The 19,032-nt window shown below is 46.6% G+C and carries 12 protein-coding genes; 4 read left to right on the forward strand and 8 right to left on the reverse strand.

Annotated elements, in window-relative coordinates; genetic code table 11:
• Positions 1–11: 11 nt before the first annotated feature.
• From PGL01S_RS01185 to PGL01S_RS01195, 3 genes are all read right to left on the reverse strand, one after another.
• The gene (locus PGL01S_RS01185; protein ID WP_127490738.1) at positions 12–1,730 is read right to left on the reverse strand and encodes a type 2 periplasmic-binding domain-containing protein; all 1,719 of its coding nucleotides are present in this window, start codon (positions 1,728–1,730) and stop codon (positions 12–14) included.
• 67 nt (positions 1,731–1,797) lie between these two features.
• On the reverse strand, positions 1,798–2,676 hold the full coding sequence (locus PGL01S_RS01190) for a carbohydrate ABC transporter permease (protein WP_127490739.1): 879 nt from the start codon (positions 2,674–2,676) through the stop codon (positions 1,798–1,800).
• 10 nt (positions 2,677–2,686) lie between these two features.
• Entirely contained in the window at positions 2,687–3,574 is an 888-nt protein-coding gene (locus tag PGL01S_RS01195; RefSeq protein WP_127490740.1) for an ABC transporter permease, read from the reverse strand.
• Positions 3,575–3,793: 219 nt separating this feature from the next.
• On the opposite strand from PGL01S_RS01195, the gene PGL01S_RS01200 reads away from it, so the two are divergent.
• Complete coding sequence (locus PGL01S_RS01200; RefSeq protein WP_127490741.1) at positions 3,794–5,533, forward strand: sensor histidine kinase; 1,740 nt, start codon at positions 3,794–3,796, stop codon at positions 5,531–5,533.
• Positions 5,534–5,535: 2 nt separating this feature from the next.
• Positions 5,536–7,191, forward strand: coding sequence for a response regulator transcription factor (locus PGL01S_RS01205; protein ID WP_127490742.1), 1,656 nt, complete (start codon positions 5,536–5,538; stop codon positions 7,189–7,191).
• A 61-nt stretch (positions 7,192–7,252) separates the two neighbouring features.
• Here the strand turns inward: PGL01S_RS01205 and PGL01S_RS01210 are convergent, their stop codons facing one another.
• Together PGL01S_RS01210 and PGL01S_RS01215 are read right to left on the reverse strand one after the other, a co-directional pair.
• Positions 7,253–8,104, reverse strand: a complete 852-nt coding sequence (locus PGL01S_RS01210) for an AraC family transcriptional regulator (RefSeq protein WP_127490743.1) — start codon at positions 8,102–8,104, stop codon at positions 7,253–7,255.
• 104 nt (positions 8,105–8,208) lie between these two features.
• A complete protein-coding gene (locus tag PGL01S_RS01215; protein WP_127490744.1) occupies positions 8,209–9,606 on the reverse strand; it encodes an ADP-ribosylglycohydrolase family protein in 1,398 nt (465 codons plus the stop codon).
• A gap of 177 nt (positions 9,607–9,783) precedes the next feature.
• Here PGL01S_RS01215 and rbsK point away from each other — a divergent pair, with 177 nt between their 5' ends.
• Both rbsK and PGL01S_RS01225 read left to right on the forward strand, forming a co-directional pair.
• Positions 9,784–10,755, forward strand: coding sequence for a ribokinase (rbsK, locus tag PGL01S_RS01220; RefSeq protein ID WP_127490745.1), 972 nt, complete (start codon positions 9,784–9,786; stop codon positions 10,753–10,755).
• A gap of 76 nt (positions 10,756–10,831) precedes the next feature.
• A complete protein-coding gene (locus PGL01S_RS01225; protein WP_127490746.1) occupies positions 10,832–11,686 on the forward strand; it encodes an SDR family oxidoreductase in 855 nt (284 codons plus the stop codon).
• A gap of 88 nt (positions 11,687–11,774) precedes the next feature.
• Here PGL01S_RS01225 and PGL01S_RS01230 read toward each other — a convergent pair whose 3' ends face one another.
• From PGL01S_RS01230 to PGL01S_RS01240, 3 genes are read right to left on the reverse strand one after another with little or no spacing between them, the layout of a single operon-like run.
• Positions 11,775–13,130 carry a right-handed parallel beta-helix repeat-containing protein gene (locus PGL01S_RS01230; protein WP_127490747.1) on the reverse strand — a complete coding sequence of 452 codons (1,356 nt, stop codon included), beginning with the start codon at positions 13,128–13,130 and terminating at the stop codon, positions 11,775–11,777.
• Between the two features lie 20 nt (positions 13,131–13,150).
• On the reverse strand, positions 13,151–14,770 hold the full coding sequence (locus PGL01S_RS01235) for an S-layer homology domain-containing protein (RefSeq protein ID WP_127490748.1): 1,620 nt from the start codon (positions 14,768–14,770) through the stop codon (positions 13,151–13,153).
• A gap of 30 nt (positions 14,771–14,800) precedes the next feature.
• Complete coding sequence (locus PGL01S_RS01240) at positions 14,801–18,838, reverse strand: sugar-binding protein (RefSeq protein ID WP_127490749.1); 4,038 nt, start codon at positions 18,836–18,838, stop codon at positions 14,801–14,803.
• Positions 18,839–19,032: the final 194 nt, after the last annotated feature.

A 19,032-nucleotide genomic window follows, 5' to 3' on the forward strand; every position in this document is an offset into this window, starting at 1 on the left:
TATTCAATCACTTATTTGCCACTGTTAACAGCTTCGTACCAGGCATTTACTTCTTCCGTAATTTTATCGCCGCCCATCGACTTCCAGTTCTTCACGAACGTATCAAACTCATCGATTGGAGCTTTGCCATAAATAATTTTGAGGAACGTTTCACTTTCCATCTTGCTAAGCGCTTCCCCTTTGGACTTCATCGTTTCGGTTTGCGGTCCAAGGAACAGGTTGGCAATGGACGCAGATTTTTGATCTGCAACCAATTTAGCGCCAAGCCAGTCGTTCACTGTTTTCGGATTTTGTCTTTCATTTTCAGGAATCAAGTCATACAAGCTTTGTTCGTATGGAGTAGAAGGTTTCTCTCCGTTATAGAATTTCATTTGGGTATCGAATTCCAATTGCGTGTCAATTAACGGTTGACCAGTCAAGAAGTATTTGCTTGGATTAACAGCAATCTTGTCCGGGAAGTCAGCCTCTAATTTAGAAACTTTGCCATCCTTCATGACATAGTCGTAGCCTTCCTTCCAGCCCTTCTCAAACTCGCTTCCAGACGCCGGATTCCCGATTTCAACCAGTTTGTTCAGATAAAGGAACAAGGCGTCTACATGTTTGTAGTCTTTGCTCACCATCAATGCTCCAGTCGGCACTGGCGTGAAGTGACGGCCTGCCTTGCCGGATGGACCAGCTGGAATTTCAAATGGCGACACCGTCGCGTTTGGATCATTTTTCTGAACATAATTGCGTACTACGGTTGAAGTAAAGACAGGACCTGCTGTGATTCCCGCTTGACCTGTACGGAATGTTTCATCGCTTTTTCCGACATCAATGAGACCTACGTCCGGAGAAATATATCCTTTTTTGAACCAGTCTGCCATTAAGGCAAGCGCATCCTTCATTTCCGGCTGAATGGATCCATATTCCAACTGATCGCCATGCCATTTGTTCCAATAAGTCGGAATAACTCCGAAGCCGCCGAAGATCCAGCTTGCATCTCCACGCCAGGATACGGGACCGTCCCAGAGGCTGCCTCCATTGCCTTTAAGACTAATCGCCAGAGGCGGATTATTCTTCCCTTTGCCTAAATCCGTATTTACCATTGCATCCATAAGCTTCTCAAGGTCATCAAATGTTTTTGGCGCTTCCATGTTCATCTTTTTCAAATAGTCCGTGCGAATCCACAAAAGTGGATCATTCTGCTGCGCTCTGGCCAATACTGGGATTCCGTATTTCTTCCCGTCTTTAACGACTTGCGCCCAATAGCTATCGTCAACGCTGTACATTTTTTTCAATTCGGGAGAAGCGTACTTCTCGAAAGCCTCGGAAATATCCATCATTTTACCCGAATCTATTAAATCGGCCATCAATTGCGGATCTGCTATCGACATCACATCCGGCAAAGGATCGTTCGCAGCCATGTCAAGCCGAATCTTGTTCGAGCATTGATCGGCAGCGGTTACGTATTTGTATTTGATATCAATGTTCAGATTTTCCTTCATATATTGCGTGTGCAGGTTGTTCTCGAGAGACTCGCCTTCTTTGAATTTGTAGGAAGAATTGATACAGCCGATGGTTGTCAGTGTCACAGGCGAATCAAATTTCCCTTTGGCAAATCCATTGTCGCCAGCCTCGGATGGAGAATTGCCCGAGTTGCTTCCTCCATTGGAGCAAGCTGCAAGCGTACTGAATGCAACCGTGGTAATGAGCAGGATGGCGGTTGCTTTTGATAACTTCTTACGCATAGTAATACCCCTCTCTTTTTGTCAACTTCATGAATGCTATATGAAAATAAAGCGTGAAACCAAGGTATCAGCCTTTTACGGCGCCTACAACGATGCCTTTAACGAAGAAACGTTGCAGGAAAGGATACACGATCAGGATCGGCAAGGCACCAATGAAGATTTTTGCTGCACGGAGCGAACGCTCTGTCAAATTCACGATCTCCGATTCAGAAACGGATTTCTGACTTAGATCCGGAGCTGAAATCATCGTTTGCAGCAAAGTGCTAAGCGGCCAGTTCTCTTTGTGCATATAGATAAGCCCGTCAAACCAGGCATTCCAGTTGCCTACCGTCACAAATAACGCGATCGTAGCAATGGAGGGCAGCGAAACCGGAATATAAATCCGGAACAATGTCGTCAGATGACCGGCTCCATCAATCAAGCTTGCTTCTTCCAGCTCTCTCGGAATCGTCCGGAAGAAATTGAGCATCAGTATCATGTTGTAAATACTGAGCGCACCCGGGAGTACTAAGGACCAGATCGAATCCATCAAATGGAGTTTCTGAATCAAGATATAATTCGGTATAAGACCGCCATTGAAAAGCATCGTGAAAACAAAATACCAGGCAATGAGTTTTCCGCCCTTTAAGGCGCCGCCGTCCATTTTCGACAGCGGGTATGCCGTCAAGATCGTGACGAGCATACCGATGCTTACACCAAGGACAACTCGGAATACAGAATGCATCAAGGCTCCGAGAAACGCACCGTCGGCGAATGTCCGGCTGTAAGAATCCAGATTAAACCCAATTGGCCATAACGACACCTGATTGGTCTCGACCGCAACCCCGCTGCTGAAGGATAAAGCCAGCACGTGGATGAGCGGAATCAAGCAAAGAATGGAAACCAGGGAAAGAACGACAATATTAATAGCATAGAATAGCCGGTAAGGCCGCGATTTGTAATACATAGTCTCCCTCCTAGAAGATGCGGTAATTCGCGAATCGGGATGCCAGCTGATAGGCTGAGATGATCATGATGAATCCAATTAAAGATTTGAATAATCCTATAGCGGTTGCGAGACCGAATTGACTGCTGAGAAGGCCTACCCGGTAGACGAAAGTATCGATAATATCGCCTTTTTCATACACTAGCGGATTGTAGAGATTAAAGATTTGGTCAAAACCGGCGTTAAGTACATTCCCCATCGCCAATGTGGCTACCACGATTACGATAGGCACGAGAGCCGGCAGCGTCACATGCCAGGTCATCTTCCAGCGTCCTGCACCGTCCACTTCCGCGGCTTCGTACAGCGACGGATCAATGCCCGCCAGCGCAGCCAGGAAGACGATCGTGGCGAAACCGAATTCCTTCCATGAATCCGTGGCAATGACAATAAATCGGAACCAGTTGCCATCAGCCATAAAGAGTATCGGATCAATCCCGAATGTCGGCAGGATGACCGTGTTTACAATGCCTTTTGACGATAAAATATCAATGACGATCCCGCCTAGGATAACCCAGGATAAAAAGTGCGGCAGGTACACCAGAGTTTGAATCGTCTTCTTGAACCGCGCTTGCCGCACCTCATTGAGGAGTAAAGCAAACACGACAGGAACTACCAGGTTCACTATAATTTTGGCGCATGCTATGAATAAGGTGTTCCAGATGACCTGCAGACTGTCATCCCGTTGAAAGACAGTCCGGAAGTTATCCCACCCCACCCATTCAGACCCCGTAATTCCTAACCAAGGCTTGAAATTCTGAAAGGATATGACCAGTCCAATCATCGGCATGTAGTGAAAAATGAAAGTTAGCAGGATGCCTGGCAGCAACATCGCATACAGTATGCCTTTTCTTCCGAGCATAGTTTTCGCTCCTTTATGTCGTTTCTTCTGTCTATGTTTAAATCTTATCACCCTCATTTTCCGGCTGATAGAAGACGAATTTAAGATTCGATATGTTTTCTTAATCACTTTACATAAAACGTTCCCACATGTTTGCGCTGCCCTTCCATCCGTAGAAGTTTCCCGATATGATAAGCCTATGTCGAATAAATCAGCAGTTTATGTACTTGGGAGGTATCTATGCCACTTCGATTCAGCACATTTGCCAAGTTTAACTTTATTCTAATCGGTATACTTCTGCCGTTGCTTGCCCTCAACTTTTACACGAATCAAACGAGCAATTTGGTAGTTCGGAAGGAAATCTTAAAATCAAGCTCCTCTAATATGCAGCTATTAACGAATCAAATGGATACAATGGTTGACCAACTCTCTACATTTGCCCTTATTATGGAACGGGATTCCACTGTAAGGTCTTACCTCAACTATGAAGAGGTTCATTATCCTTATGACAAATTCCTAATTGTATCGAATATTCAAGAGAAGCTAAAGCTCAACAGCTCCTCGATGGCATGGGAAAATCAAATTGCCGTTTATTCTCCCACTGCCAAGGAGGCAATTTCCAATACGGGAAGCATCACCTATAATGAATCCTTTCTCCAAAAGCATTTGAGTACGGATTGGACCTATACGGCCCCGGATTACAGGTACGGAAGTTCGCCTTATTTTCTAAGATATTTCGTGGAGCCTAATCTAATGGAAAATAAGGAAGTGTCCTCCTATCGCCTGTTGACCGAAATTTCGTTTCCGACTCAAAACATTATCAAAATGCTGAACAACTTCAAAAGCAATGGCAGCATTCATGAGCCTTTTTTATATAAGCCAGGACTTGCTCCCATCATGAACAGTTATTCGGATATGTCGAAGGTCTCTATCCTGTTAAAGCATTTGGATGAGTCGGCATTGACAAAGTCAGGCAATGAAACCGTTAAAATCAACGGCGAGAAATACATTGTCACCTATCAGTTATCCAGTTCGCTTAATTGGTACCTAATTGATTTTTTGCCCATCAATGATGTATTGGCGCCTATTTCACGTTCCAGCAAGATTTTTATGGGCTCTTTAGCCATCCTGATTGGACTAGCCTTAACCCTGTCCTTTCTCATTTACCGCAATGTTCAAAAACCGATCCTGAAGCTAGTCTCCAGCGTACGGTCAATTACACGAGGGGATTATAATGCGCAAATTACTTACACGTCAAAAAATGAATTCCAGTTCCTGATCAATCAGTTCAACACGATGGCTCACCAGATTAAGGAGTTAATCGAAAGCGTTTATGAATCGCGTATCCGGCTGCAGGAGGCAAAGCTTAAGCATCTGCAATCGCAGATTGATCCGCATTTTCTGTACAACAGCCTGAACTTTATTCAATACAGCGCCAAGATGGGCAACGAGGCCGCGGTTATCTCCATGACGCTGAATCTAGGCGCCTATTACCGCTATGCCACCCGACTGGAGAATCCTACATCCACCATTCAGGAGGAGCTGGAGCTCATCCGCAATTATCTGGAGATTCATAAGCTGCGCATGCACAAAATGAACTATGAGATCGAATGCTCGGACAATATGCAAGGACTTGAAGTGCCGCGGCTCATCCTGCAGCCTTTGGTTGAGAACGCCATCATACATGGACTAGCTCCCCTCTCACAAGCGGGCTGGATTCGAGTAAACGGCTGCCAGGAAGACGGATACTACCGGCTGTCTGTAGAAGATAATGGGGTTGGGCTTGACCTAGACGAACGTGTTGCTCTCCTGCATCGCATTATGAAATCAAACAATGAAGACAACCTATGCGGGCTGTGGAATGTTGCCCAGCGTCTGCTCCTTCACTACGGCCTTGATGCACGTATAGAAATGAAAGAAGCCGCGCTGGGCGGCTTGAAAACATCACTTGTATGGCCGATTACGAACAAGGAGGGCTAGCTATGTATCAATTACTCATTGTTGATGACGAGCATCTGGTTGTCGATTCTCTGGCTGAGACCATTAACTGGGAAGAGATCGGAATCGAGCAGGTCTACCGTGCCTATTCGGGCAAGGAAGCTCTTCAAGTCATCAATACGCATGTTATAGACATCGTCATTACCGATATTCGTATGCCTGAGCTGAGCGGGCTCGAATTGATTGAAACGATTCGCGAAGCCAATCCCCGGATGAAATGCATCGTCCATTCCGGCTATGCAGATTTTAATTATGCCAAACAAGCGATGTCCTCTCAGGTCACGGAATATTTAATTAAACCGGCAAGCGACGAAGATATCATACAAGCCGTTGCTCGAATGAAAGATATATTGACTGCAGAGTGGGCAGAGCTTTTGACCCAGAAAAAAGTGTATGCTGCCTTAAAAGAGCAAGCCCCTCTGCTGCGGGCTAACCTGCTTAACGATCTGATCAAGGGTAAGCGCTATGGCAAAGAAGAGCTTCAGTCCAAGCTGGAACTTCTACGTATCCCCATGAACGGGGATGACTCCATTGCCATCGCTGTCCTTCGACTGGAGGACGGGTTCTCCAAGTTTGATTCCAGCAGCCTAGCCCTGTTCGAATATGCCATCTTTAACATTGCTGAAGAAACCTTCGGTGCACATTTTGATCTCGTAGCAGCGAAAGATTCTTATGACTATCTGGTGCTTCTCATTAAAATGAAAGCAAGCAAAGCCGAGAAATTAGCTGCTTACCCTGACTCCGAAGCGCAATTATCTCTTCTATTGGAACAAACGATGCTGAAGCTGCAAGAAAACGTACGGACTTTCCTTAAAGGGAAAATCTCCGTTGTCATAAGCTCGTGGGGGATATTCGACACTGACGTATCCGGCTTGTATCAAGCCTGCGTTGCAACGATACGCCGAAGCGTCGGCACTGATCAGGATATGTTCATGACCACAGGAGATAACCTGACTACGGGTACGTCTATCCGATCCATCAATAGCTTGTACGAGACCCCCACCATGATGCAAATTCTGGATATGGGTCAAAGAGATATGACCCTATCCAAGCTTGAAGCCATTACAAACGAGATGGAGTCTAACGGCCTGGATTCCCATGAACAGCTGACGGAAGTATTTTTCCAACTCGGTGCTGCTTTTGCGTATGGCGCTCACAAGAACGGTAAGCTGCTTGAAGAGCTTCTAGGAGCTGCCTATGAGCCCTTCGTTTCCCATAAGCCATTTCTTAGTGTGAAGCAGTTGAAAGAGTGGGCGCTTCAGGTTATAGAGCTGTTCTATGAAGACATGAATCAATCGATGGCAACCGCCAAAAACAGTTCGATCCAGCAGATCCAGCGCTACATTAATGCCAATTTGGCTGAGGATGTTACGCTGCAGAAAATTGCCGATCATATCCATATGCATCCGGTGTACTTGTCCAAAATTTTCAAAACCGAGACAGGTGAAAATATAAGCGAATATATTATCCGTCTCAAGATGGAAAAAGCCGCTTATTTGCTCAAGCAGACGGATGATCGCATCTATCAGATCTGCAGCAAAATCGGTTATCAGAACCCGCCCTATTTCATTAAGCTGTTCAAGAAGTATTTCGGAATGACACCTCAGGAATACCGGGATGCATCGGGCAGCATAACTTAGGATATAACCATAACAAACAGCCGCAAAAGCATTAGCTTCTGCGGCTGTTTGTCTATCAACCTCACACTTTCGTCAGCATGACGCGCCTATAATCTTCTGGCGACATTTCTACAAATTGCTTGAAATTGCGATAAAAAGTAGCCATGCTTTGAAACCCGCATTCGTAGCAAATTTCAGTTACCGGCATAATGGTCGTCGCTAATAGCCGCTTGGCATGTTGTATGCGAAGCGTCGACAAATAGCTTTTAAACTTTCTGCCTGTTGCTTCCAATATCAATCTTGATAAATGCGACTCGCTGATGTGAAATAACGAAGCTAATTGGGATAAGCTGATCTCCGTCTGGTAATGCTCGTCCATATATTGCAGCACCGGTCTGATATGTTCATAGTTTCGCATGCCATCGAGCCATGTCGTATTGCTGATCTCTTCCTTGGACATGCGGAGAAGCTCCACGCAGATCGTCATCAGCAGGCTTTTGACCGCCGTCCGATAACCCGGAGCACGCTCTTCTTTCTCCGCATAAATTTGCTTTATCATCGTCCGCAGACGTTCCATACTATCGGTGTTACCGTGTAAGCGGTTCTGAAAATGAAACGGATAATAACGAAAAGGCACCATTAGCTCAGGCTCTTCCTTGGCAAGCAGCCCCGAATCAAAGTTAAGGAATAAAAACTCGCAAGGAAAGCCTTGATCCGATTGGGCGATATGATTCTCCAGTATATTCACAACAAAAATATCCCCTGGGACTACGGGATAAACGGTGTTGCCAAAATAGAACTGCCCGCTTCCTGAAAGACATAGTCCCATCTCAAAGCTTTGATGGTGATGCTGCGTCTCCAGCTCGAAGCTTGGCGTCCATCTGAAACTGTTAATGGGAAGTTCATTATCCTCATATGTAATGTGCAGTATCATGTGCCGTACCTTCCTAAGATATGATTCAGCTTTTACTCATTGTAACTGAAAAACGCCCGAATGGGGAATCCTGCTCCCTCACTCGGACGTCAATCCATATCGTATTAATGGCCTGCTTTCTGCTGTCCCTTCAATTTCAAATAGACTTCGTGACTTCTTCTGGCACACTCTGAAATGGCAATCGGATGGAAGCCAATAACCGCCGAATACAAGGTATCATGGAGAGGCTCTACCCAATGTCTTGGCAACTGATTGGCTCCAAGCGATGCGCCCATGATGGAGCCTACTGTCGCTCCATTGCAATCGGTATCCCATCCGCCTAATACCGAGGTAGAGATAGCCTTATTGAAGTCCCCTTTCGCAAATACGAGAGATGCCGCTACCAGAGCAGCATTATTGTTCGTATGCACGGGATCGTAGTGCTTAAAGGCATCCCAAATCTTCTCAACCAATATGAGCTGATCTTCTGTACTCTGGGCGATTTCCACCGCTTTATAAATATCTTGTGCGAGACGGCAATTTGCAGGGATTTCGCTTAGCCCGATCTCAACGATTCTTACCGGATCTGATTCCACGAATGCAGCCGCAATCATGGCAGCCACGAACATTTCACCATAAATGCCGTTGCGAACATGCGAGAAAGAAGCGTCCCGCCAAGCGAAATCTGCCGCCAGCTCAGGCTGGCCGGCTGCTCCATAAGCGAAGCCGTCTGCCCGAATTTGTGCGCCGATAAACTCGCGGTATGGATTCAAATAAGTGCGGACCCATTCTTTCTTCTGCGTCCAATCTGCCGGTCTGCCTTGTTCCCCATAATGATACGTGGCTTGCGCGAAATTCAGATAAGACTGTGTTTCCGCCGTGCAAACCTGATTATAGGACAGGACCTCATGCCAAAGCTTGCCTATGTCCCAGGAATCCCAATCAAGACCTTTTCTTTCCAGCATGATTAATCCAAGCACAGTGTAGCGAATATCATCATCCGTTTCCATGAAGGAAATTCGTTCTCTTGTACTTGCGGAGCCCCAGGCAGCGAGTTCGATCCCAAATTCATCCTTTGCTGTGGATTGACCCGGGGTATAACCGTTAATCGGCCAAGCATTGGCTCCCTTGAACCATAAGTACACGTTTTCCCATCCTGGTCTGCCATGCGACCCAGCCATGAAATTAGGCCACTCGAGCGGTTTTCCTAACGCACAGCCAATAGCTCTTCCGAGCCATGCGCCATAAAATTTATCTGCCCATTGTTCATGACTGAGCTCTTTGTCCAATTGGCGAGGTCCGTTCGGGCGAAGCCGCCGGATCTCCTCCAGTTCATCAGGTTCATCAAGATTGGGCTGCTCTGGCTCCAAAGCACATAATTCTTCATAAATTTTCATTAACTCCGATTGGCTGTCCCCGGAAGCATCGATCCGTTCCGGGAATCCATCCACCAAACATGCCTCGTCGCTGCGCTGCTTCACTTCCGCGATCAATAAATCTTTTAGACCAACCCATCCAGCCATCTAAATACCTCCAGTAGTGTAATGCTATCTTGCTTCAAGTCTATTGGAGAACGAACTGAATTTCTTCCCAAAATATGCGACTCATTCTCATTTCTTGTGAATTGCTTGGCGGACATACCCATCCCAAGATTCAGGCCTTATAATGGCCAGTAATAGAAGCGAAAGGAACGATTCTTAATGAAATCTATCTATGTGGTAGGCAGTATTAATATGGACATTGTCAATGAAATACAAAGCTTTCCCCTTCCGGGTCAAACGGTCGAAGGGCTGCATACCCAGTATCACCCTGGCGGAAAAGGCGCTAATCAAGCTGCAGCTGCAGCTGCAGCCATGGCCTCTTCCAGTGTCCAAATAGTCGGAGCCGTCGGCAACGATGCTTATAAAACGATACTTCTTCAATCCTTGCAGGACAAGGGCGTAGGCATTGAGAACGTCTCCACCAAAGAATGCGGATCTGGCTTAGCATTTATTACAGTTAACAGCGAGGGAGAAAATTATATTGTTCTGTCTCCAGGAGCCAACAAACATTTGTCGGCCCAGGATCTCCCCGCTCAACTATGGCATGATGCCGCATTAATTTTACTTCAGAACGAAATTCCATGGGAGTTGAACCAGACGATTATCCAAATTGCGGAGAAGTACGGAATTCCGGTATGGATGAATCCAGCACCTGCTTTTGCCATGCCAAGTGACTTGTTTCGTTCTATTCATACTTTAATTCTTAATGAAACAGAAGCAGAATTACTGACCACTGTTCCTATCTCGAGCGAAGATGATGCTGTTCAGGCTATTTCTCAACTTCTGCTCGACGGTATTCGCCGTGTCATCTTGACGATGGGAAGCAAAGGTCTTTTATTTGCTGATGAATCCAAGCAAATTACTCATCTCGAGGCATATTCGGTCCAGCCGGTTGATACAACTGCTGCTGGCGATACCTTTATTGGCGCACTCGCATCCACATGGATGAATGGTCAAACACTCAGTGAAGGAGTAAAATTCGCATCCGCTGCGGCAGCTTTAGCCGTCACTAAGTTAGGGGCTCAAGACAGTATTCCAAGCAGAGCAGAGATTGACGCTTTTATTCGCTCCAATCCTGAGCCAGTAAGTCAAATTCTTATGCCAAGTTGTTTGTCCGCCCACAAACAGTAGTCATTTATGGTTTTCTCTTATTTTAGCTATAATAGTGTTTAGGTGTAATTTATTGTGGTAAGGAGATTGGATCCCATTGAACCCTTCTATTTTAATCACAGGAGTAACCGGCAATGTAGGAAGCGAGGTTGCCAAACAACTTAATGAGAAGAAGATTCCTTTCAAATCCGCCGTCCGCAAAGTTGGAGGAGAACCGATATTTGAATACGGCGAGCAAATCGAATTCGACCTGATGCGTCCCGAGACCTTTAAACAGGCATTATTCGGAATTGAGAGAGTTTTTCTGATTCGTCCTCCTGCAATTGACGATCCCCGATATTTCGAGCCTCTATTAATGGAAGCTCAGCAACAAGGCGTCAAGCATATTGTGTTCCTCAGTTTACTGGGAGCTCAAACGCTATTTTTCGTCCCGCATCGTAAAATAGAGAAACGAATACTGAAAGCCGCCATCCCGTACACCTTTTTGCGTCCCAGCTTTTTCATGCAAAATCTGAATACCACCCATATGGCTGAAATCAGAGAGGACCGGCGGATATACGTACCAGCTGGCAATGGTAAAACAAGCTTCATTGATGTTCGTGATATCGCAGCAGTAGCGGTTAAAGCACTTACGGAACAAGGCCATGAGAATAAAGCTTATGATCTCACAGGCAGCGAGGCTTTGACCTATCTACAAGTTGCTGAGCTGATGTCCGAAATCTGGGAAACGGCTATCCAGTATGCAAATCCTTCCGCGGCAGACTTTAAAGCCTATTGGAAGTCTCATGGGCTTCCTCAGGATCAAATTAATGTGATGGCAGGAATCTATTTTACAGCTAAAATTGGCTTTGCCAAAAAAGTAACTCCCGATCTTAAACGCCTGATCGGACGGGAGCCGATAACTATGCGGCGGTATATTCAGGATTACCGGGAAGAATTTCAAATGATGTAGAATGCAGCATAAAGGGCTGTCCCAGTTATATTGGGAACAGCCCTTTAAAGCTTAGAATTTCTAACGGATAGCAGCAAACTTTGACATCTTAATGATATTCATAAGCTCCCCGGTCCACTGTTCCTCCAACAGGACGGCTGATACCGTCAAAGTCAAGCGCTGCCTTAAACCCGTTATCCCCGCTGTTAATAGCGGGCGAATTGGCTTTCAAATGAAAATCTCTCGATGCTAGATTGTTGAACAGCGGATCCGTCGTTACATTCCCCGTGCCTGTTTTGAGAACAGCGCCGTTATAGAAGATATTGCTGTTGAAATAGACCGATGCGATCGGATTACCGCTGGAATCATTCGCTTTGCTTACCGTCTCTCCGTTCGCGTACAAAATGTTGTTCACGACAAAGACATTGCTCGAATAATTCCCGATGATTTCTCCATAATCCAAATGCGTGCTCTGAGAGTTCGCATAAGTCGTATTGTTATTGACATACACATTTTGCGAACTGAAAATATTAATGCCCGCTCCGCCGTTCAAATAGGAGATGTTGTTTTCCACAATCGTTTTTCCGGTATAAGGCGTTCCGCTAATTTGCGAGTTTTTATTATCGTCGATAATAATGCCGTTGCCATCGGAATACACGCCGTGATTCTGCCATTTGTAATTGGTCTGATTGCCATACACCAAATTGCCAGACACGAAATTTTTGTACCCCGTGCTGGTGTCCGTATTGCGGGAGTGGAAAATATTGAGGCCGCTTTGCGCCCAAGCCGTAAACCAGCAATTGTTATACACCGTATTGCCGGTGTAATTGATATAATCGGCCTCTTCCGCTCCAATCCCTTGGCCTGGCGCATGATGCACCTTGTTGTTCAGAACGTTGATGTGCGAGGAATACACCGTCGGGCTTACATCCGCATTCTTCACGATGCTGATGCCGTTCGTATTGAATTTGCCGATGTTCCCAAGCGTATTCGTATTCTCATAGGATAACGCTTCCGTATTCGATAAGTTCTCGCTCCACCCGTAAATCTCGAAGCCTTCGATGTTAATATAGGAAGCTCCCTTTACCAGAATATGATGCCATGCGCCTTGGCTGACGCGCAGAACGGGAGTGTGCCCCGGATAAGCCTTATAAGTAATATAAGCATTGGCCGTTCCGGAACGGGTAATCGTAAGAATCGGGTTCCCGTTATCCCAGTAGGTGCCGTTCATGACGTATACCGTATCCCCGGGATTCGTCTTGTTGGCAGCGGTTTGGATATACCGAAGCGCTTTGGTTGGCTCTGGCCCCAAGCCCGTATTATTGTCGTTTCCGTCAACGCTCACATAGTAAGTAACGGGCGATGCCGCATGCGCTTTGGCGGGCATATTCAAACCTAACATCCACAAGCAGCTTGCAATCAAAAGCCATTTGAGCAAAACGAGGTCGTACCTTTTTACCGTCACGATTACATCCTCCTCTGTCGCTATTGGTTAACCGTTCCGTTTGTCATGATGTTGTATAAGATTTGTGCGGTTTCCGCTCTTGTGGAGAAGCCCTGCGGCATTAATTTCCCATTGCTTCCCGCTATAAAGCCGGCTTCCGCAAAAACCTTCATCGCTTTAGACGCATAGGCTGCGATCTCAGCGCTATCATTATAATCGTTGATCGTTTTGCCGCCTGTAAGAGCCGACGGCAGCTCGCCCATCTTATCCAGCACATTGTAAATCATGACGACCATATCCTGCCTGCTGATGCTGGCTCCCGGCTCAAAGCGATTGTTGCCAACTCCCGTCACCAGACCTAGTTGTTTTGCCGATCCCAAATAAGCCGTGTAATAGGTGTTGCCCGCATCCGCGAAATTAGTTGTTGCGCTTGCGTCAACTTCAATGCCGTAAGTTCTCATCAGCATAACCAGAAAATCTCCTCGGGTTATCTTAAGGTCAGGCCCGAATTGAGTATGGCTGATCCCTTTAGTAATCCCTCTCGCTGCCGCAAATGCAATTGCATCCTTGTACCACGCATGCTCGGATACATCGGCGAATGTTTTTTCGTCATAGCCAACGGCATAGGTTGAAAAATGCTTCGTCCTGAAGCTTACCGTTTGTGCAGTCGGATTGTAATGGCTATTGGCAAGCGCATTCAAATTCCCATTCTGGTCTACATAGTAGACGACAATCGCATGCGGATTCTCGCCGGCAAGCGCGTAATAGGACAGCTCGAGCGCTACAGTACCGCCTTTAAAATCAGAGACGGTTTGATTGCCTGCCGTAATTTCGAAGCTGTACAGCGGTCTGTCGCCAATCTTGTCCTTCAGGCTTTGCTGTGCTTGTGCAGGATACTTGGCAAGCTGAGATGCCGCATCCAGCTTGGAGATGGAGATACGCACCTTGCCGGAAGCATTTGCGCCTGTAAGCGAGCCTTTGATTGCCTCAAGAACTTTTTTATCCAGGTTCAACGTAACGCCGCCGGCCTTGACAGTCACCGTTTCAATCTTGCTATTCGCGAGAGCCAAGAGAGATGCGGCAGACAATTCGAGGGATAGGTGTTTTGCGTTTGCGTCTGCTTGCAGCTCTATGATGACGGGAGCAGACTTGCTGCCCCCTGTTGTTCCTTCGGCTCCAGTGACAGCCTGCAAAAGCTGGCTGTCTGTTACGGTTGCCGTGGCTGCGCCGTTGCTATCTACGGATACCGCAACTTTTATCGTTCCCGCGGGACCAGTAGGAGTAGGCGGCGTAACGGAATCCGGTGTACCCGGTGTGACAGTCACAGCTGTAACTTCCTTGCTGGCTGCGAGATCACCGTTTAATTCGTTAATATGGACCAGGTAATGATCGACATTGGACAAAGCCCCAGTCGTAATATTAACCGCAATTTTCCCTTCCGAACTTGCAACGGCTTGCTCCAGCGCTTGCACGCTGTTATTCGTGGTGTCTACTACTCTGACCAAGTAAGCCGTTCCGGCATTAAAGCCCGTTCCTTGGATAGCTATCACTCCGTCAGCATATCCAGCGCTTGTAATCGCGCTGCTAGCAAATACCGACAAAGGAAACAAAGATAAACTTAAAATAACAACCATTAACAATGAGATTGTATTCTTTGTCATGTGCCCTTTTTTCCTCCTCTCACGACTTGTCTAGTTCGACGTTGATGCATGCGCGTGCACGGTAACCCCTAGGTTGGAATCCGCAAGAGCAGGCATTCCGCTAGCCAGCCACACGTCTACCTTTAACCCTGCTTTGGCATAAGAGATTGCTGTTGCTTGGCTAGTAGCCGCAATCATGACAACAGACACATGCGCATTAACGCCTGTTCCTTCCGTAAACTGGACAATCAGATATTTGCCTGCAAGCTCACTCGATTTCTCGCCTGTTATCGTAACGTTTCTAGTCTTGCCGGCACCGCCGTTTTGTTCAGCCCCTATTGCAATTGCATATTCAATGGTTTTCGACTGGACGGTTACATTAGCTACGGCTTTAATTGTAGTTCCCTCTACTGTACCGTTCACCGTAAAGCTGCCCGCTTCCGCATAGCTTGAAGATTGAACCGCATCCCATGCTACATTTGCAGCGGATGTCGTTGCATTATCATAGACGACCGTAACGGTAGTAGGCAGTGTTGGCGCGGTTCCCGCTTTGGTCGTAACGTTAACCGGCTGAACCTCGGTCACCACAGGATTAGTGGCGCCCTGCGCGAGCAGCGTTACATTGCCCCATCTTGCCGTGCTGGAATAACCGTTTCCTTGATTATCGCTCCAGATGGCTGTTGCTGTTCTTGAACCTACGCCGTTGTCATCATTAACCTGGGAGTCAAAACCGATTACTTTTCCTTCCGCGCCTTTTATCGTCTTGAACGGAATCTTGACTTCTACCAGATATCCATTTGAAGTCTTTGACGTTGCGCTTGTAAATTCCGAGATATTGCCTTTCGCTCCTACCGTCTTTTCATTGTCGAAGTTAATTCGATATTGTCTGTCATCGTCCTGATGAGAGGTTGTTTTGGTGTTATTCTCATCCAAGAAAATTTCAACGGAGTCTTGTTCCCAAGGATTTTTGTTCTTCTTGCTAAGCACGGGATCCGTAACCTCCGAAAGAACGTAAAGGTTATCTTCATCCCATAGCACGCGTACCTTTGAAGTAGCGCCAGAAGTTACCGGGGCCGTGGAATTATCGATATATTTGTTAACATTGAGAACGGGAGCCGTTTTCCACACATCGTCAAACGTTCCGTCAATGACTGGAGTACCGTAAATCGCTTGACCATTTTCCGGAACGAAAATCATTGACTGTCTTATGGCATCGATATCCGTCACGTCATTGCCAATAGGGTTTGCGCTTGTATAGTTCGTTTCGTAAGCCCCGATGTCAGTCTTCGCTCCTTGCGGACGGGCTGCTTGCGCAATATCTACTGCAGGCGCCAGCGTTCTAGTTCCTCTATCAACAGCCGGAGAATCCGACTTCACATGGAGGAAGCCGGGATCCTTCGGATCAAGCGACTCAAACTTAGGGTCCGCTACCACATCGTTGATTCCCATAACCGACGGAGTGCCGCCGTTGTAATAAATGTTGTTGGCATAGATGACAAATTCGCTGCCGCTTGCATTATTCATGTCATACTTAGTCTCGCCTGGACGCAGATCTCTCGAGTAGACAATATTATTGAAAATATTAACGTTCTCCGAACTGCTCGCGAACAGCTGCGCATAAGTCAAATGAGGATTTTGGTTATTGTTGTAAACCGTGTTATTAATAATGTCTACATTGGCGGAGTTGAACGAATGGATACCGGAGCCTCCGTTATTATAGGAAATATTGTTTTCCACCAAGGTTTTTCCTTTGTACGCCGGGAATTTCGCACCGGTATTTTTGTTATAGTCGATAATAATGCCGTTCCCGTCGGAGTAACCCTTTGTTTGATTCCATTTCACATTCGTTTGGTTATCGTGGACGACGTTATTGCGCACAATGCTTTTATATCCCAGTTGATTATCGACATCTACCCCGCCCAGTACACTGATGCCGCTGCAGGCGTACATCGTGTACCAAGCATTGTTGTAAACGAGATTATTCTCGATGGTGATGTAATCGACATTGGCTGAGCCTATACCGCCGGCAGGCAGATCATGAACAATGCTGTTTCTGATTGTGATGTGATGGTTTGGCGGCAAGCCATTGTCCAGATTGGTTCCGCTGTTGATGTTGATCCCGTTCGTATTCGCTTTTGTAAACCTAGGGTCTCCATAGTTTACAGGCAAGCCTGCCGTCGTTTGCTCGTACCAGTAATTATAGGCTGCCTCACCATCTGCCAGCGTCAGATTCTTGTTATTTCCTTTGATTTCGATTCCGTCGATGATGATATAACTAGCCTGAATAAGAATGACATCCCATGCGTTATCGGAGAATAGGACGGGATGAGCGCCAGGTGCCGCTTTGTAAGTAATATAAGCAGACTGATTGGTTGCCGTATTGAGAGCTCCGGATTTCGTAATGGTGACCATCCGGTTGCCGCCGCTGTACGTAAAGGTACCATCCATTAAATACACCGTATCGCCAGGCGCGGTAAGATTCGCTGCCTTTTGAATGGTCTGGAACGGAGTATTCACAGATTTGCCGTCATTAGAATCGCTGCCCGTAGGGCTGACATAATAATTGACCGGAACGCCGATTACAGGAGCAGAGTCAATTAAGGACCCGGGGGAGGCATTCACAATTGGAGCTGTTCCCGCTGCATCGGATACGGATACTTTAATATTGTCGACCAGGATCGTGGATTTGCTATGCGTGCCCGCATCTACATTAAGCATCCATGCTGCTAATCCGTTGGTTTTGAACAAATTGGAGTTTTGTATAGGCTCGTTGTTTACAAGCTTGGTCGTAACCCCGTTCTGAACAAGATATAGATCATAACTCAGCGAGTCAACATGCACGACCATTTTAAGTGAGAAGGCCTTGTCTACTTCCCATGTTCCTCTAGCCGCCAACGCGCCGTTACCCGTAGCCGAGGAACGGGCATAAATTTTGCCGTTTCTAGCAATAAGCAGGTTATTGCTCTTCACGCCCCAAGAACCGTCAATTAATCTTAAGTAGTAGTCGGCGTTGGCATCCTTCAGCTTGAAATCCGCTTCAAGCGTATAGCTGCTGTGCTTCGTATCCGCTCCCCATGATTCGAATACCGGGAAGCCGATATCCCCCGGTTCGTCTTGCGTCGTCGTTACGTCCACCCATCTGCTGCCGCCGTCCTCGACAATCTTCATTACGGATGGCGATTTCCCGTCCAGAATATTGGTATTGATAACCGACCCGGTAGCCGTTCCCGCAATAGCGGAATCCGTATCCGTCGTTTCGAACGTCGTCGTTCTCAACACATTGGTATCAGATGCTGGGATATAGGCATCTCTTGCATCATCGGAGTATGAAAGCTTTATGTTATCGTAACGTACGGTTGTATCGGTCTCCGCCGCGGTGCCTACCGCTTCGATATTGTAGTACACGACACCAGTTGCCAGAAAACCGTGGCTATCGTAATTCATCAGCGGCTCGCCGCTGGCAAGCATCGTTGTTGTCCCGGACGCGTCCGTTATAAATAAATCGTATTTATTGATATCGTTATAGAGATCCAGTTTCACCTTATAAGTCGTATTTGCCGACCAGGTGCCTCGCTTCACGTAAGTCGATTGCGCTATCGTTCCCGATTTAACCTGAATATCTCCGCTAGGCAGAAATTTAGCAATCGGAAGATTTTGCTTCCAGTCACCAGGAATCACATTCAGACGGAATTCTTTGGCTTGGTTGCTGAATGTAAGAGAGCCTTCAAAGGAGAACCGGTTGCCTGTTGCTTGCAAGCCTGCATTGGGTCCATAGTAGAACCGAGTTTTGCCCTGCGCGTCCTTCGGAACGGTTACTTCCAGTGACCGGTTACCGCTATCGTCGCTTACGATTTTCTTGGAGAAAGAAGCTTCCGTAGCAAACATGGACGGAACCGGCGTTATTTCGGCATCCGTTTGAAAGTAACCGAAATTCGGGTCCGTCGTTTCAAAGGTATGATTCTGGGAGATTGCCGCGGCTGCGGATACCTTGCCGTTAAATTGCTGAAAACCAATGCTTATAAGGGAAACCATGAGTGTAAGCGCTAAGATGCATGAAGTCATTTTTCTTATTCTTTGTTTCATCATCATTCCTTGTTTCCTCCTCGTAATGGCTGTGAATCTATTAGCATAATAATTACATGAGTAACAGGTTCGCTGTTTCGCACCTCCTATGGCTCATTTACTCGTATGGCGCTTTATATATCCCCTTGGAAGCGTTGTCAATTTTTGCTTACCAAACTCTTCTTCCGATCATATTTTTACATGATTGCATTTTTTTTAAA

This window comes from Paenibacillus glycanilyticus NBRC 16618 (assembly GCF_004000805.1).
Lineage (GTDB): Bacteria > Bacillota > Bacilli > Paenibacillales > Paenibacillaceae > Pristimantibacillus > Pristimantibacillus glycanilyticus.